At 62.9% G+C, this 1,308-nt stretch carries 2 protein-coding genes; both read right to left on the bottom strand.

Annotation, left to right across the window (positions count from 1 at the left end; all coding sequences use genetic code 11):
- Positions 1 to 982, bottom strand: a 982-nt coding sequence (gene dusB, locus JX325_RS16980; RefSeq protein WP_204792193.1) for a tRNA dihydrouridine synthase DusB, incomplete at its 3' end; no start/stop codon positions are given.
- A gap of 124 nt (positions 983 to 1,106) precedes the next feature.
- On the bottom strand, positions 1,107 to 1,308 hold a 202-nt coding region (locus JX325_RS16985), incomplete at its 5' end, for a hypothetical protein (protein WP_204792194.1).

Below are 1,308 nucleotides of genomic sequence, written 5' to 3' on the forward strand. Positions count from 1 at the left end.
CCCCCTGTCCGTCCCGCAGGTCCCGCTTAATCCCCCGGGTCACCCGGTACACATCTTCTAATGTGTTCATCTGGACAATCTGCTCCTTATAGTAATTGGCGTAGGGCACGCCCTTGAGATACCAGCAGTAATGCCGCCGGGCCTCCAGAACGGCCAACCGCTCTCCTTTATACTCCGCCGCCAGCTCGAACTGCCGCACCCCCAAATCGCACCGCTCCGCCAGGGGCGGCAGGGGCGGGACGGGCTCGCCCTCCAGCAGGGCCTTGGCCTGCCGGAAGAGCCACGGGTTTCCAAAGCACCCCCGGCCAATCATGGCCATGTCCGCCTTGGTGTGCTGTAAAATGCGGGCCGCGTCCTCCGGCTNCCNGATGTCCCCGTTGGCGATGACGGGAATCGCCACGGCCTCTTTGACGGCCCGGATGCAGTTCCAGTCCGCCTGCCCGCCGTAGACCTGGGCCCGGGTCCGGCCATGGACCGCCACGGCGGAGGCTCCGGCCTCCGCCAGAACCTGGGCGAACTCCACGCAGTTGCAGCTCCCCAGGTCCCAGCCCCGGCGGAACTTCGCCGTCACCGGAACGGAGGGAAGCGCCTTCACCACGGCCTCCACGATGCGCCCCGCCTTCTCCGGGTCCTTCATCAGGGCCGCGCCGTCGCCGTTGTTGACAATTTTCCCCATGGGGCAGCCCATGTTGATATCCAGGATATCCGCCCCGGTGTACTCCATGGCGATTTGGGCGGCCTCCGCCATGCACACCGGGTCGCTGCCGAAGATCTGAACGGCGGCGGGGTGCTCCCCCGGAAACTGCCGCAGAAGGGAAAAGGTCTTCTTATCCTTATAGCAAAGGGCCTTGGAGGAGATCAGCTCCGTGCAGGTATAGCCCGCCCCCAGCTCCGCGCAGANCCGGCGGAAGGCCGCATCGGTGACGCCGGCCATGGGGGCCAGCGCCAGCTTCGAGGGGATGGACACGTTTCCAATGTTCATAAGCCGGGCTCCTCTCTTCCGGAAGTTGTTTTGCCCTCGTATCATAGCATGATTTTTTAAAAATGTCTACGGCGGGGTTTTTCCAAAAAGGCGGGAGCGGCTGTCCGCCGCCCCCGCCNGTTTCTCAAGCCTGCCGCCGCTGTTTCTGCCGTTTGTCAATCGCGCCCAGCGAGGACTCCCCCGCAAAGCGAAACAGCACATCGCGCATCACCTGCTCCGCCGTCCTGCCCGCGCCGCTTCCTACCTTTTTATAAGAAGCTGTACCAATAGAGGGAAAAGTAGTATAATGAGGGAATGATACAGAAAAATGAGCGACGCAGCTATGC

The organism is Oscillibacter sp. CU971, from assembly GCF_905219725.1.
Lineage (GTDB): Bacteria > Bacillota > Clostridia > Oscillospirales > Oscillospiraceae > Oscillibacter.